Genomic DNA, 15,007 nt, shown 5'->3' with positions numbered 1-15,007 from the left:
ACATCGGCAACGATACGTTGGCCATCAGGGCGGCACGCCACCCACTATCGGCCAACTGCTTTGTCCAAGACGGGTCAAACGCGATTCAATTGGTAGCGGGCGTCGGCCGTACTTTTGCGGTAAGCGCCTCAGACACTTGATTTGGCATGACGGGATACCCGGCGAAAATATGCTGCTACTGCATTGACGTGTCGCATACCCGGCTGCTCGATGAGTTTAAATGTCATGAAGCAAATACATATCAGTAACGGAGTCAACAACAAGATGACCGACCAATGCAACAAGGGAGAAAATGTCATGGCATGTTCGCGACCGATTACAAAATGAAACGTCACGAACAGCAACAAACCATGCAGCAAGTAAATGCTATATGCGAATTCACCGAAAGTGCGTGATACTGCAGTATGCAGCGTGCCAAATATGCTGGTCCCGCCCGCAATCATGGCAAAGGCGATGGATAGAAGCAATAATGATCCAATTTCATGCGCGGAAGCAAAGGCCAGGCAAGCGGTTCCGATACATACAACGGTGAGAATGCTTGCAAGCCGGCTTGCACAAAATCGGCAAAAGGTAGGTAAAAGAACTAACACGGCAGCAATCATTCCCGCCAAGAATGCCAAAAAGTGATGTACAGGGGCCTGCCTTATTATCGCAGCTGCCAGCACAGTCAAAAATACCAAGATACTTGCTAGCAAATACGGCCACGGCGGCATGATGCGCAGGGGTAAGGCCAATAATGGTAACAGAAGATAAAACAGCCATTCGTATGGCAGCGACCATGTGACGCCGGCCATAATATGAGTGGTATTTTTAATACCGTTCAGGTCTGGCGCCTCCAGCGCGGTAAACATCAACCATTGTGCGGCATGCTTCAATAACGTGGGCAATGTTTCCTGCATGCGAAAACCAGAAAGACAAGCGACCGTTATAAACAAGAGCACCATGGCAAACAGATACAGCGGTGTCAGGCGCAAAATCCGGGAAATATACAGTTTCCCCCAGTCTACTCCCCGACCACGTGCAGCGAGTAGTTTTGCATAAAACAAGAAACCAGTAATCATGAAAAACATGGCAACGCTGGCATGTCCAAAATTTGTATAGAGCGGTGATGGCGGTACGTTCCATGCACCGTAGCGCACATAAAAGTACCATATGCAAGCATGGTGCAGGAAGACAAAAAATGCCAGGTAACCACGCAAGCCATCGATCGCTCCATAGCGTCCGGCAAGTGGTGGTGCCCCCCATTTTTTAACAATGAGAGCACAACAAAATAATGCCAGCAGCAGACTCGCCACGGCAGGCAAAAAACTTACAACGTCCATTATTACTTTCAGAACAAATATAGAAATATGGCCTAGTGTCGTTAAGCTGTATGAGTAATACTGTTTACGTGGTCAAATGGCTTAAAGGAAATATCCCAACGACGCTGCAGCGCCATGCGTTTGACTATCTTGAAGATCAGCCGTTTAACGCGGCTGTCCACCCACGATGCTTTCAAACCATAGTGATGGATGCCAATAGTCTGAGCGGTAATATCGCTGTACATCAACTGCATGGCGTTCTGCGAATTACTGCGATCATATGGATTAAACGGATAAAAAGTAACTGGATCCAATTGCGTGCTATTCCCGCCGAGATCAAGCTCCACCGCTTTTTTCAGCACCACCGGTGATGTGGCAAAGAGCCGCTGTTTTATCAATTCACCCAAAATCAGTTCACGGGCAGTCATCATCACAGGATTGCCGGCTTCGCATGCGAGAAACCCGGTACCATAACCCGCCCCCACGTCCTTGCAGGTTTCGCGGGCCATCAGGCATCCATGCAAGTTCAGCACAAGATCGAGTGAAGTAATCAACTCCAGATCCGTATCGAGGTAGATACCACCATATTTGGACAATACGTCAAAACGTACCCAATCGGCAACGAAAGCCCATTTTTTTTGAATGATGGCCTCTCGACAATAATCATTGTCGATATTGGCATTGTCCTCATTCCATAATTTCAACTCATATTCTGGACAATATTTTTTCCATGACTCAACACAGCGACGGTGCAGTACACTCATCTCACCACGGCCAAACCAACAGTAATGTATAACTTTAGGAATCATTGATTTCTCAGAGCAATTTTTCGTAGCAAGATAATTTTGATTGCAGCGACGAATGTGACGTGAATCAGAAAGGAAAGTACCGCACCAAACAGGCCAAAATACATCGTCAATATTGACAACTCCAACAAATATAGAAGATTTGTGCCTACTGAGATAATCGTCGATTGGCGCAGCTTTCCCAACGCCCAGTAAAACGAATGCGTTGTCACGAAAGTGCCAGCCATCACAGCCGTCAAGAGAACCACTGCGAACTCCAGCACATAATCTTGCAGTACAGGAAAGACCAATGGCATCCAGATAAATTTACTCAAATAACAGATGGCACCAGCAGAAGCAGTTACCACAAACAGCATCTTCATCGTCTTGATCCACAATTCGAACGCCCCCTTCAGATCGCCTGCATTGGCACTGGCAGCAAACTCGGGAATCGATGTCGAATAAAATGGCGCCGTGGCCATATTGACCAGCGAATAGATACGCTTCAAGATACTGAAAACGCCCAGGTTGTAACCCGGCAGTGTCAATCCAATGATGATACGGTCGAGTTGCGCCACAGGTAAATCACAGATCGCCTGCAAGGTACCCCATTTCCCCGCCTCGATCAGGCGTGCCGGGCGCAAATCAGTGCAGGGCAAGGCACCGTCAATGCCGCTACGATTGCGAAAAATCAGCACAAACAACACCACACACCGAATGACCTCCGGTAGTGTATAGGCCAGCACCATACTCGACAGCGTGGGCTGATACCGGGACACTACGACCAATACAAGTAGCTTGAGTAAATTGGCCAGGAAACCCGCATACATCAACACCTTGTATTGATTGACCAACCGGAAGTATGCGGTATGGGTACCAATGACGGGAAAAACCGCAGCCAGGGATAGTAACAATAAATTTACAGTGGAAAACTCTTTCAATTGGGGCAAGGAAAACAGAGTCAGCCCCGCCACCACCAGTATTACAGCAGCCATCGCGAGCATTTCATAGCGTAGGCTTCTTACAACGGCAACACGCAAGGTGGCGGCATCAATTTTATGCCCCGGCATGGCTACCAGCATGCCTTGCCAGTACTGAAATCCGCAGACGGTAAATACCGCCAGAGCGATCGATTGCACAAGTACCAAATGACCATATGACTCCACGCCCACAATGGCAAGCATGACAGGAATGGTAATAACGCTCACTCCGGCTCCAGCTACATTCAGCAAGAACATCATGGAGCTATTTTTGACCAGGTTATTAAATACCTTGCTCGATACAGTCATGCCAGAACGCCATGCGGGGTGTGGCCCGGGGTGCGCTGGGGAGGCAGCTTCGCCGAATCAGCTGCAGGCTTGCCATACCGAGAAAATTGAACGATACAGCCTAGCGAAAAATAGCACAGCAACTGTATGGAGGGTTCATCAATCATGGTCCGATTGTAGATCAGCGTACTGACAAGCAATATCAGGGTCACAGTACTGGCATCAGCCATCGCCAGGCGCTCGGGACCGGCTTGGCTGTGCGCCACATACCGTGCGCCTTGCCGTATCCCCAATATGAAAATGGAAAGATAGACCAAAGTTCCCAGTATGCCCACATCCCAAAGCAAGCTCGCCAGTCCAGTTGCGCCAATTTGCAAATTACGATAACGTGCCGCGACATAGCCACGCCCAACGTTCTGACTCGTTGAGCTTGCGCTGGGGCCATAACCAATCAAGCGTTCCTGAATAGTCGGAACCGGATCCTGATACCACAGCGCCAATGACGCGCCGCGACTAATTTCCCCTGTAACATAATTGATGCCATTGGGATCCACCACATAGCCACCGACACTGTTGACCTTTTCTTCCATGGTGTCGGTTTTCGTATGGCTCCCCCAGTACAAGGCGTGATAAGCCATGAAGATGCCAGAGCTAATACTGCACATCAACGCCACGAACATAACGAAAACCAGGATATTTTTCAAAACCTTACGCCGCACCACCCAGAACACGCCAAGGGGCAACCAAATAAAGACCGCCTTCACTTCGCCCAGCAGAATAATAGCCAGGCCAATGATGAACATGCCAACCACATGCGAAACCGGAGTGATGCCTTGTACCCACCGCGCTAGCACGTAGAGCATCGCCACAACTGTAAACAGCACCAGTACTGGGCTCATGTTGCCACCGAAAGAACCCACTACGCTATCCCAGCCCATGGACGCTATATTAAAAAAATGCTGGTACAGAGCCAATGGCAACTGTGCCACCGCAATCACCACGATCCCTCCCCACAGTACAAGCAAACGCCGATCAGACCATTGAAACCAGTACATGGCAAAAAGAACGCCAAACATGGGCAAACAAAAGCGTAGGACGGAAATTAACTGAACGGTGGACGCATGGCCCATAAAAATACTAAACGCATAGAACGCCAGATAAATCCAGGCTGCGGCAACAATACGCGTGGCGCCGGCAAAACTGTCACCGAACTGATCCTTGACCAAATGATTGGCCAGTGTTTTTTCCAGAATCGTCCGGGCGAAGAAGAGCGCAGCCAAGCCACTGGCCATCCAGGTCGCCAGACGCAGATTGAAAAAATATTGTGCCGTGCCAGAGACAAAGAACACAACTATAAACAATAGCGGCAATAGTTTTTTAGTATCGACAAACAGCAGGATCGGTATAAAAATTAGCAAGCCAGCCAACATGATAGTTAGCTGAATCGCTCCCAAGGCGATGACCATTCCAAGCAAAAGCGCCGTCGCTAATCCAGCCAGGGCCAACAGGACAGCAGTAAAGACAGGCATGCCCTGCCTGGCCTTGCGACGCTGGGACTGCGCATTCCGCGCATTACCTGTCCTCAACCCCAGTTTATGGATAGAAAAACTCATATGTGTTCCATACACAGCGCGTACGCTGGACTCAATAATGTGAACCGTTAGAAGTACTGTCTGCTGTAGCGACTAGCTATGCCAGCCAATCGCGTACAGCGTCTATGCCAGGATTACCTTAGTGCGAGGTACCAGAAAAATGGCCGCGCAAGTCGGGGGGCATGGATTGCAACAATTGATCTATAAATGATTGCTGCAGTTGATAGCCTTGTTCGATATCCTCGCCGATACTCGACACGCGCATCAATGTCGCATCAGGAATCATGCCCTGCAATGCGTAAGCGAGTTTGACTTTTTTGACTTCCCACGAATTGGGCACGGCCTTGTCGCCAACGACAACCCAATATGTAATAGGTTCGACGCGGGAATTAAGCGTTGCCACTGTACGCGACGTCGCAATACCTCCTGCGACCGTCGGCAAGACGACTTGACTGGTTTGGCCGACTGCAAAGCCCTGGCCGCCATAACAACCTTCTGGAAAATGTACGGACAAATTATCGCGCTGGTCGGTGCCATAAGCAATCGACAACATGATGCGATTACCTTGCCGATTAACATAAGTGCGCGACAACGTTTCAGCGTAGATTTTATTAAGTTCAGCCACGGTGGTGGGATTGACCACTGCCGCGACCTGACTTGCATCTTCCTGCCAATCGCCAAACTTCGTTGGAATCGCCGTGCCGAGAATGATTTTTGGACGGGTATCGGACAGACGCAATGTTGGCGTGACCGCCTTGGTGCACAAGGCAGCGATCAGCATCAGGCCACCCATGGTAAGACCAATTATCGAACGCTTCTTCATAATGCCACCTTTCGGGCGTTCCACTGCCGCGCTATCCATTGCAGTAAAGAATCAAGGCTCAATATCAGCACCAAGGCGCTCACAAACAGCACCATGCCCGCGAAACCATGCAGGAAACCCTGCCCTGCCGCATCGCCAAAATAATAAGTGATCAACGTCAATGCTATGACGCGCATGACATTGGCCGTAAAGGAAATAGGGATAATCAGGATCGCCAGACCGATATTGCGGATAGCCGAGGTATGGCGCACGAGGTTCAAGTAAAACAACCCCAAGGCTTCGAGCGTGAGCAAGGTTTGTAGTCCAGCGCAAGCATCGGCGACCAACAGCTGATACTGGCCAATTTGCAGGATCACACCTGTACGTGCTATCGGATAGCCGGCCCAAAACAGGATATGCTCGCACACATACGACACGGCCATCTTCATTGGCAACGTCAAGGTACTGACGACCGAGCTTGGCAACGGAATCATGAACAGCATGAAGAAGAATGGGAACCAAGCGGCGCGTAGCGCGCCCACTCCCAGCTTGAGCACCAGGATGGATGCCGTGAGCATGACGAATGAGCCAATCTCGAAGGCAAGAATCTGCTGCGAGCGACCGGCGATATAAATCAGCAGCGCGGCGATAAAAAGCAGCCAGCCGGCTACAGGTGCACGGTCATGCTCGGCAGCAGCCAATATCTGCTCGCGTTGGCGCCAGATGAGCCAAACCGACAGTACCAGGATAATGGGACCATGCGCCTGCTCTTCGGTCATCCAGATACCAGTAAACAAGGTATAAAATGATGGGATATACAGCGCCGCAAAACCAATAACAATAGGCAACCATTCCAGCAACTGGTCGCGCCGCGGCAAGGCAGATGCCAGGTTCAGCCGAGTGCTGGTATTCATCAGAAATCGACCAGTACCGAGCCGATCACCTGTGCACCGCTGTGCAGCATCTGCTCGGTCATGGCGTTGATGTCGCCGACAGGCGTGTGATTTTTGCGTGCCACCAGCAGGACGCCGCCCGTCCGGGCGGCAAGCGCCAGAGCGTCGGAGCCCAGCGAAAATGCCGCCGAGTCATACAGCACCACGTCATATGACGACTCAAGTTCCGTGCGCAAGGAAGAAAACGCTGGACGGCTCAACAGTTCCTGGGGATTCGGCGGCAAGGTGCCGGCGCCCAGCACGGACAGGTCGACGAACGATTCAATGCGCGTAATCACATCGCGCTCGGCACGTCCAGCCAGGATATCCGACAAGCCCTGGCGTCCCGCAAGGCCAAAGATCTCGTGCTGGCTCGGGTTGCGCAGATTCGCGTCGACCAGCAAAGTCTGTTCGCCCAATTGGGAAAACACCACGGCCAGGTTGGCCGCGAACAGGCTGGTGCCGTCACCATCGTTGACGCCAACCACCACCAGCGATTTGCGGCCCAACGCCATCCAGCGCAGCATCAGCTGGCTGCGGATGGCGCGCAGCGTTTCCACTTGCGGGCTGAACGGCTGATAAGCAGCGATCAGCTTGTCGGAATACTTGCCCTCCCCCTGTTGCAGATAGGGATAGTCGAACTGGCGCGCGAGGACTTGCTGGATATCCGCCTCCGTCACCAGACCGAGGCGCTGGGCAGCTTCGCCAAAACGGATGCCCAATTCCTTTTGCATGCGCAGAACACGTTCGGCACTTTCCGGCGTGATCTTACCTGATGCGAGCAAAAGCCCACCGATGCTGGAATCGGCTGTCCGCGGCGCCGCGGCTACTAGCGGTTGCAATGCTGGATTCATATTATTTCCAATACTTAATTAAGACGCAAGCTGCGAGGCAACAACGATTTGAAGCGGTTCAAGCGCGGGCGCGTCGGCGCGCTCCAGTCGATAGAGCCGAGTACAGGCAATTGCAACAAATCGCTCAAATCGGTTTCTGAACGTACGCGACGGTCCAGCATCTCGGCCAGCAAGGAAAACCCCACGCCCAGCAAGCCGCCCAGGAACAAGGCCAACAGCGTGTTCAACATCACTTTCGGGCCGGCCGGCCTGATCGGCGCCACGGCAGGATTGAGCAGGGAGATATCCGATTGCTCCGATTGCCCCTCAATACGGGTTTGCGAGAAGCGTTGCGAGGCGATATCGAAGGCGCGCTGCGCGCTTTCCACATCTTTTTGCAAGACGCCCATTTCGTCGCGGGTACGGTTCAATTCCAGAACCTTGTCCTTTTGCGCCGCCAGCGCCGCACGCACGGCACCTTCGCGCTGTTGCAGGATCCCGGCATTCTTGCTGACCGAATTGGACGTCACGCGCGTGCCATCCGCCAGTTCCCGGCGCATGCGCTCGACTTCGGCGTTCAGGCTTTCATATTGGGGATGATTGCGCCCCAAGCGCTGCGCCATCTCGGCCAGCTTCGATTCGGCCGTTGCCAAACTCAGCTTCAGATTCTGCACCAACGGGTTCGACGCCACGTCCGGCGAATCGGAACCGGCATTGCCCTCGGCCATGCGCTGACGCGAGGATGCTTCCATCGCCTGGCCTTGTGCAGCCACGAGCTGTGCCGACAGGTCATTCAAGCGGTTCGATTCGACGTCAAGACGGTTATCGACGCTGACGATGCCATGTTCCTGCTGGTACTTCGATAAGCGGCTTTGCGCCACTTCGAGACTGTCGCGCAGCAGCTTCGTTTGCTCATTGAAATACACAGCCACCTTTTTCAAGGGATCGACTTTCAGCTGAATGCTGGTTTTCTGGTATTCATCGGCAAATGCATTCGCAATAACGGCGACAAACTGCGGATCGTTACCCTTGAAACTGATATCGACCACGCTGCTTTCGCGCGACGGCACGATTTCGAGCTTCGCCAGCAGCAGATCCGCCAGCCAATCGCGCACGGTACCTTTACCTTGCGTGGCTTCATTAAACTGGGCAACGACCGCAGGATTTTCCGCCAGACGCAGATTATCCACTACCTTCAGCGCCACATTCTTGCTGCTGATAATATCGATTTGTGTCGCCATATAACCTGGTAACAACTGCATCGGCAATGCCAGACCCGTGACGGGATCGACGCCCTTGTAGTTGATCAGCAGGGATGCCGTGCCTTTATACGTCTTGGGCAACAACAGGCTCACCACCATCGTCGCCCCGACTGTGATAAGCAAAGTGAATAGTAAAATCCGTTTGCGGGCAAGCAAGACGAGTAGAAACTGGTGGAAATTCATGGTCAACTCTCATATTAATAAACAAAGCCAGCCTGGCCATAGCGCCGGCACCACTCAACTTAGAACCAGCTTTCTTTGACATACACCACGTCATCGATTTGGATGATGTCGTCATGCTTGGCGTCGAGTATTTGCATGACACCTGCCGCATCACGGCGCTTGATGCGTACGCCACGTTCGGTACCGCGCTGCGTCAAACCACCACCAACGGACAGAGCCTGCAAGACCGTCATCGAACGTTCCAGGCGAAATGCCCCGGGACGCTGTACTTCGCCGTAAATGTAGAAACGCGGTGCGCGTTCGACGTACAGCACATCGTTGCCGGTCAGGTCGAAGTCGCGGGCCAGATCGGCACTGCGCATCATGTCGACGATATCAATGGTTTCCTTGGTGGTTGTGCCGCCGCGCTTGCGGATCAGGCTAACGACATCACCTCCATCCGTGTTCTGGCCGCCAGCCATGGCGAGGATATCGAGCAGGCTGCGCTTGCCTTCAATCGGATAACGGCCCGGGCGATTTACTTGCCCCAGCACGGAAACTTGCTGACTTTGCAAGGCAGTGACAATGATATTGACCTGCGCCTTGCGCAGGAAACCACCGCTCTCCAGTGCCTGCCCCAGTTTCTTTTCTGCAGCGGCAACGGACAAGCCCCCTACAGCGACACTGCCAACGAGCGGGAAGGTAATGCTGCCGGCCTCGCTGACACGCGTCTCCAAACCCAGGTCAGGACTGCCATACACGGAAATTTTCAATACATCGCCAGCGCCGAGCAACACTTCGGCGGCCCCTGCCACACCAACACTGCAAGCCATCAGTACGGCGGCTGCCCACATCGCAAGTCGTTTCATGATTTGCTCTATCCTTTTAAAAACTTCTATTAATCCGAAAGATCCCTGCCCGCTCTTATTTCAGGCCTGCCACGCCGCGCGCATTCACGTCGCTACTGTCGGCCGCTGGTGCCGTTGGCGCCGCCACCGCTGGCGCCGAAGCGGCAACAGCGGCTGAGGCGGACGCCGCAGCCGGCTTGTCCGTCTTGTTCAGATACTCGATCTTGGCGCTGGCGCGCAAACGCTTCAACTCGGCGTCCGCTGCTTCCTTGTTCTTCTTATTGAAAAGGAACTGCTCGATCTGTGGCGCCGCTTGCGCCAGCGTCACCGGGTTATCCTTGATGTCGGCCAGGGAAATCAGCAGGGTGCGATCACCTTCGCGGATAATGAACAACTGGCCTTTTGGCATCCCGGCCAGTTTGCTGCTCAATTCAGGAGCGAGATCAGCACTGGTGCGAGACAGTTGCGTACGGGCATATTTGACCTTGTTGGCATCTAGCCATACCGCAACCTCTTCCAGCGTTTTCGCCGCATCCATCGCTTTTTTCAAGTCGTCGTTCATGTCGGCCGAGGCAATAATCAGTTCACGCATGTCGAACTGCTTGCGCTGGGTAAAGTACTGTGGATTCTTGTTAAAGTAATCTTCCACTTCCGCCGGCGAGGGCTTGTTGATGGTGCCTATACGTTTTTGCATATAGGCTTGGGCAACGATCAACGCCTTGGCCCGCTCAACGGCTTGCACGACCTTCGGATCGCGGTCGACCTTGTCCTTGATCGCCTCGTTCTGCAATAATTGGCGGTCGATCAACGATTCCAGCAATTGCTTGCTTGCCGCTTCCTGCTGTACCGCAGGAACATTGGCACGCTGCAATTCTTCATTCAATTGCAGCACTGTGATTTCCTCGCCGTTGACGCTCGCCAATGCCTGACCGGCCTTTTTTTCCTTACCTCCGCAAGCGGACAATCCGGCAGCAGCAAAAAGGACCAGCACCGCGCACAACAATCGGGTGTTGGCAGCCGGTTTGGGCATGGTCAAACGATAGTTGCGAAAATGATTCAAGATTACTCCTTCGGATTGATTATTTAAAATGCAATTTACTGCAACGCAGCGCGATGGTAAAAAAGATATTTTTTACCAAAATGACACAAGCCACCAGCGACTAGCAAGCCATGCAAACAATTATTAATATTGTAAATATGATACACAAGATGCAAGCCAAAATGGAAACAATTTGCTTAAAAATCTATTAAGAAGCTTTTAATACAACTATTTCCATTGTCGACTAGAAAATAAGTTGCACTAAGAAAATGTTCTTCAATGTGGATCGTTTAAGAGCGATAGCGCCTTGGCCTTCGTAATATATCTTGGTGACAAGCGGCTGAGCTTACGGCCGCTAACAGTGTATGACGGCGAGGATGAGGCCGATTAAAGAGCCCAACAGGTCGCAAACAACGTCCGCTGAGCAACAGTGATGGGGCAGGTTGCCCGCCAATGGGTAGCCATAGCTGCCAGGAGCATGCATCGCCAGCGCACTCTGCCGTGTACGGTTTGCGTATCACCGAGCTTCCTTCCACCTGGGTTATACCTGACTGCGCCCAACGCTACCTATTACACATATTTTATCGCGTATTGATTGAGCGCAAACTAAATTGCAGATCATTTTCCCTCCGCCTGTCGCTCAATGCGCATTGTCACGCTTCAGCACGACTTTCACCGTTCGCATGATGATCCACAAATCGAGCCACAGCGACCAGTTACGCAGGTAATCGAGGTCAAAATGGATGCGTGCTTCCATTTTGTCCAGGGTCTCCGTCTCGCCGCGCAAACCGTTGACCTGGGCCCAGCCCGTAATGCCGGGCTTGACCTTGTGGCGCAGCATGTAGCCCTTGATTAACTTGCGGTACTGCTCGTTGTGCGCCACGGCATGCGGACGGGGCCCGACAATACTCATGCGTCCCTGCAAAACATTAATGAACTGTGGCAATTCATCGAGCGAGCTACGGCGCAGAAAAGCGCCAATGCGCGTCACACGCTGATCATTCTTGGTTGCCTGCACCACCTTGTCGCCGTCTTCGCTGACCGTCATCGAGCGGAATTTATAGACGATAATTTCTTCGCCATACAGGCCATAGCGCCGTTGACGGAAAATCACCGGCCCCTTCGACGTTACCTTGACGGCGATGGCGATGAGCAGCATTACTGGCAGCAGCATGATCTGGATCAACAAGCCCAACACAATGTCGCTGCCCCGCTTGACCATGCTGTTAAAACCGGTAAACGGCGACTCGCGGATGGCGATTACCGGCATGCCGCCCACATTGTCGAAGCGCGCCTGCATCAAATCGAAGATATAAATATCCGGCAAGAAATACACGGATGCCGTCGTATCCTGCAGTTCATCGAGCATCTTGCGGATGCGCGGCTGGGCTGAAATAGGCTGGCTGATGAATATCATCTTGATATTGTGTTCGCGCACATAGGCAGCGATATCGGCCATCCTGCCCAGCATGGGCTCGCGCATCGTCTCGGGCCAGCGGTCATCGGTGCGGTCGTCAAAAAAACCGCGCACGCTCATGAACAGGTTCGGATTACGCTCGACGGTAGCGGCAAACTTCAGGCTGGCGTCATTGGCGCCGATGATGACGACGGAGCGCACTTCGCTGTCGCGCCCGGGATCGGCCACCATGCGCCGCGCGGCCAGATGGCTGAGCAGCAATATGAACGGCGTCAACAGGAACCAGGCCAGTACCAGCTCGCGGTCAAAATGAAACGCCAGTCCTGTCGCCGAGCCCAGGAATACCAGGATCAGGGCCGTGATGCCCCAGCTGACAAAAATATCGCGGGCATAGGCCAGCATGCGACCGCTGCGCCAGGTACGATAGGGATCGACATACTGGAATACGGATGATGAAATAAAGAATGCAAGGATCATCAATACCAGCGAGTAACCGGTAAATGGCGAACCTGACAAGGCGGCCAGCAGATACAGCGTGCCCATGATGATCAATGGGTCGAGTATGCGCTGGAAAAACGAAATCAAGGGTATATCATTAACCGTCATGATGCTCTTCAGAACTGGGCACTGGCATTGAAGGAAATGCCGTTGGCGTGATAACTGCTGGTATTGATGAGCGGAGCGCCTCTGCGTGCATCGCGGAAGGCGTTGACGCCCAGCTGGATATTCGGCCGTGGCGCATAAGTCAGGCCCACGGTCGCGGTCCGTGTCGTATCGCTGACATCGATAGGCAAGGACAGGCCGCTTGCGGCGGAAAAATCGCGCTTCTCGCGCCGCACCTGGGCATCCATCCTGACCTTCGCGGAAATGTCCCAGGCCGCCGCCAGGCTGGCGCCGTTATTCAAGCTGCTGGTAATCAATGAATTTTCCACAGCGGCAAACTCATGCCACAAGCTGCCAGTAAACCGCACTTTTCCAAGCGGCGCCCAATACACGATCACGCGTCCATTGGCGCCACTGGAATCGCGCCCGCTGAACAGCTGGTTCTTGCGCTTCACCCAGCCGCCGAGCAACTGCACTTGCGTAATGCCGCTGAAGCGCCAATAGATATTGGCCTTGACCTCATCCTGTTCATACCCTTGCTCCACCCCAAAGGCTGCCAGGCTGGCCCGGTTTGGATATGTGCCTTTGAGATGGCGCAACTGGACCCCGATGCGGCTCTCGCTGGCCGGCAGGTAATCAAGGCCGAGCTCGTACGCATCTTCCTGGCGCTCCGAAATTTTCTGCGCGATGGAATCGTAGGTATATTTATCACGCGAAAAACCGCCGCGCACGCGCCAGCTGGGATGGAAGCGCCAGCCGCCATTGACATATTCACGGCGTATCGTGCGCAGGTTACGCTCCGTGCTTTGCAAGTCGCTGAACGGCGTCAAGGTCTGCGAATAACTGCCGCCGACATGGCCTTCGAGATGGTTGGCGATATGCCATTCCAGATCGGCGAGATAATCTTTGCCCGTATAGTCGAGCTGATCAAAGTGATCGAAATAGACGCGCGACCACTTTACCTGGCCCGTCAACAGTTGCCGCCCGATCGGCCGCCTAACCAGAAATCCCGCTTGCACCTGGCGCGAAGTATCGGAACGCGTACCGTCGAAACCGGCAGCACTGTCGTCCAGCCGGAACAAGTTATTATCATATGAATAAGTTGTCGCAATGAAGGGGGAAATCGTGTCGCTGATCGCCGCCCACGCCGGTACGCTGCAGGTCGCGCCGCCAAGCAGCATCAGCGAGGTGGGCAAGATGCGCACCATGGCCAGGGCCAATCGGTTGCGTTGCATTCTGGGTTGCCCGGCAGACGCTGGGCTATGAGGCAAGGAATTCAACATGGGTATTGTCTTTGAAAGAGCAAACAGTTAGTTGGTAATATTACCAGTAAGTCCAGTGTCCACCGGAAACAATCCAGAGGCCCAGCACGCCATTCGTCACGCCATGGGCGAGGATGGGCGACCATAGCGATTGGCTGCGCATGTACAGCAAGCTATAGGCGGCGCCCGCAACGATACCGGCCAGCCACAAATTGTGTTCGAAGCCAAACAGTACCACGGTGATAACAAAGGCCTTCGCACTCGCCAGGCGCGGGTTGAACCGCAGAAAGTCAGGGGCATCGATCCAGCGCAACAGGAAGGAGCGCCAGAACAGCTCTTCCATCACGGGCACCACGAGCGCCGCGCCGGCGATGCGCAGCACCACCAGCGTCCACTCGATGCGGCCGTCATCGCGGGGATCGAAGCCGTCGGCGCTGCCGATCGTCATCCAGCCTGCGTCCAGGTTGATCCACAGCAGAAAAACAACAATGCCGGTCGCCAGCGCCACGGCGAGCGCGCGCGCACCCAATGGCACCCAGGCCAGTTCCGTATAGCTGCGGCGCCAGTACAACAGCATACCCAGCACGACGCCGATCTTGACGGCATACAGCCAGCGCAAATCGTGCGCGGCATAGCCCGCCCGGCCCAGCATGTCGGCGATAAAGATAAAGGAGAGGTAGGCCAGGAACGGCGCTACGCGGGGCAAGGCGGCGCGGTCAAACATGCTGATGCGCACCGGAGGTGGAACCACGCGCCGGACGCAGTGGTCCGGAGCACGTGTTTTTGATAACAAACATGCATCCTCCGATGTAAAAAATATAATTATATAATTATATCAAGCGGAACCGTTGCCGTGGCAAGTAATCCTAACTTAAATTACAACAGAGGATGCAAGAAACTA

13 protein-coding genes are annotated in these 15,007 nt (G+C 53.4%); all 13 read right to left on the bottom strand.

Annotated elements, in window-relative coordinates; all coding sequences use genetic code 11:
- Positions 1–128: 128 nt before the first annotated feature.
- A complete protein-coding gene (locus OPV09_RS08485) occupies positions 129–1,322 on the bottom strand; it encodes an acyltransferase family protein (RefSeq protein WP_034751666.1) in 1,194 nt (397 codons plus the stop codon).
- Between the two features lie 41 nt (positions 1,323–1,363).
- Positions 1,364–2,110 (bottom strand): glycosyltransferase family 32 protein, encoded by a 747-nt coding sequence (locus OPV09_RS08480; RefSeq protein WP_072454473.1) that lies wholly within the window; start codon positions 2,108–2,110, stop codon positions 1,364–1,366.
- A complete protein-coding gene (locus OPV09_RS08475) occupies positions 2,107–3,375 on the bottom strand; it encodes a hypothetical protein (protein WP_338681213.1) in 1,269 nt (422 codons plus the stop codon). The genes OPV09_RS08480 and OPV09_RS08475 overlap by 4 nt, the downstream gene beginning before the upstream one ends.
- Positions 3,372–4,967, bottom strand: coding sequence for a hypothetical protein (locus tag OPV09_RS08470; protein WP_338681212.1), 1,596 nt, complete (start codon positions 4,965–4,967; stop codon positions 3,372–3,374). The genes OPV09_RS08475 and OPV09_RS08470 overlap by 4 nt, the downstream gene beginning before the upstream one ends.
- Before the next feature lie 118 nt (positions 4,968–5,085).
- Complete coding sequence (gene epsI, locus OPV09_RS08465) at positions 5,086–5,769, bottom strand: exosortase-associated protein EpsI, B-type (protein WP_034751674.1); 684 nt, start codon at positions 5,767–5,769, stop codon at positions 5,086–5,088.
- Complete coding sequence (gene xrtB / locus OPV09_RS08460; RefSeq protein WP_034751676.1) at positions 5,766–6,662, bottom strand: exosortase B; 897 nt, start codon at positions 6,660–6,662, stop codon at positions 5,766–5,768. The genes epsI and xrtB overlap by 4 nt, the downstream gene beginning before the upstream one ends.
- Positions 6,662–7,534, bottom strand: a complete 873-nt coding sequence (gene epsG, locus OPV09_RS08455) for a chain length determinant protein tyrosine kinase EpsG (RefSeq protein WP_338681209.1) — start codon at positions 7,532–7,534, stop codon at positions 6,662–6,664. Before epsG ends, xrtB begins: the two co-directional genes overlap by 1 nt.
- Positions 7,535–7,548: 14 nt before the next feature.
- On the bottom strand, positions 7,549–8,958 hold the full coding sequence (epsF, locus tag OPV09_RS08450) for a chain length determinant protein EpsF (RefSeq protein WP_034751682.1): 1,410 nt from the start codon (positions 8,956–8,958) through the stop codon (positions 7,549–7,551).
- A 59-nt stretch (positions 8,959–9,017) separates the two neighbouring features.
- Positions 9,018–9,806: a polysaccharide export protein EpsE gene (gene epsE, locus OPV09_RS08445; RefSeq protein WP_034751685.1), complete on the bottom strand. Its 789-nt coding sequence runs from the start codon at positions 9,804–9,806 to the stop codon at positions 9,018–9,020.
- 55 nt (positions 9,807–9,861) lie between these two features.
- A complete protein-coding gene (locus OPV09_RS08440; protein WP_419177876.1) occupies positions 9,862–10,845 on the bottom strand; it encodes an EpsD family peptidyl-prolyl cis-trans isomerase in 984 nt (327 codons plus the stop codon).
- Positions 10,846–11,464: 619 nt separating this feature from the next.
- The gene (locus OPV09_RS08435) at positions 11,465–12,847 is read right to left on the bottom strand and encodes an undecaprenyl-phosphate glucose phosphotransferase (protein WP_034751688.1); all 1,383 of its coding nucleotides are present in this window, start codon (positions 12,845–12,847) and stop codon (positions 11,465–11,467) included.
- An 8-nt stretch (positions 12,848–12,855) separates the two neighbouring features.
- Entirely contained in the window at positions 12,856–14,079 is a 1,224-nt protein-coding gene (gene epsL, locus OPV09_RS08430; protein WP_235194220.1) for an XrtB/PEP-CTERM-associated polysaccharide biosynthesis outer membrane protein EpsL, read from the bottom strand.
- Positions 14,080–14,167: 88 nt separating this feature from the next.
- A complete protein-coding gene (locus tag OPV09_RS08425; protein WP_034751828.1) occupies positions 14,168–14,830 on the bottom strand; it encodes a CAAX prenyl protease-related protein in 663 nt (220 codons plus the stop codon).
- Positions 14,831–15,007 lie beyond the last annotated feature (177 nt).

It is taken from the genome of Janthinobacterium sp. TB1-E2, assembly GCF_036885605.1.
In the GTDB taxonomy this organism is placed as follows: Bacteria; Pseudomonadota; Gammaproteobacteria; order Burkholderiales; family Burkholderiaceae_D; genus Janthinobacterium; species Janthinobacterium aestuarii.
Note: the sequence above shows the minus strand (reverse complement) of the source record. Positions and strands in the feature narration are given on the sequence as shown.